Below are 909 nucleotides of genomic sequence, written 5' to 3' on the forward strand. Positions count from 1 at the left end.
TGATCGCCGCGTCTTCCGCTGCTTCTGCGATTGCAGTCTCTTCGGCTTTGTTCGCCTTGTCCTGCGCACCTTTTGGCGTTTCTGCTCCGATTTCTTCGGGCGTAGTTACCGACGCATTAACCCATAGCTTTTTCTCAGCGTCCCAACGTTTCATAATGTTAGGCTGCTTCGAAGTATCTAGCCATAACATATCAGGCGTTCTCTTGCTCGGTAGTGGCTCAGTTTCGCTCTTATAAACGAATTCGCCGCCTTGTTCCCACTTCGTCATGTTTTGATTAATCGTTTCTTGAATCGCTTCGATCTGTCTATTCTTATCGATCACTAGCGGCACGAATTCGCCTAGTACAACGTAGTCCTTCGCGGGATTTGTATACGATCGGTAGATTCCGATAACTCGCGCATTGATTGCCAATGCAGGCTCGAACATCGTATCTTTAACTAGGATCGTATCACCTAGACGTACCTTTTCGTGCTCATAACCTGTTAGCGATTCCAGTAATAAGACGCTAACTTCGTATGTTGCTCTTGGCTGCTTAACGCGTTTTAGCTCTTCTACTGCCTTTTTCATTAACTCGTATTCGTTGTCTATGCTGCTTAAATCTAATCGTTTGAATAGATGCTTTCCGTTCTTCCCGTATAGCTGTAATGCCTGATCGTCGCCTACCCACTTTTGCCCTTTCGGTGATACATAACCGTCGTGCGTGGTTTCGAATGCTTCGATCGTCAGGCGCTTCCCTGTCTCGTCAGCTTTACCGATTGGAATAATCGCGGTTGCGATATCTGATCGATCTACTTCTCGCGTTACGCCTGTTAGATCCTTTCCGTACGTGAATCGCTTCCCAGTAACGTTACCGCGTCGCTTAACTAGATGTACGAAACGATCTCGCACTTTCATACCCATAAATGAAA

Annotated in this window: 1 protein-coding gene; it reads right to left on the reverse strand. The window is 46.5% G+C overall.

Translation table 11 applies throughout. The features are described from left to right. A partial coding sequence (locus tag GBN91_RS28580; RefSeq protein ID WP_193222148.1) for a phage tail spike protein occupies window positions 1-909 on the reverse strand: 909 nt, incomplete at both ends.

The sequence above is a fragment of the Bacillus sp. B1-WWTP-T-0.5-Post-4 genome (genome assembly GCF_009183795.1).
Taxonomy (GTDB): domain Bacteria; phylum Bacillota; class Bacilli; order Bacillales; family Bacillaceae_G; genus Bacillus_A; species Bacillus_A cereus.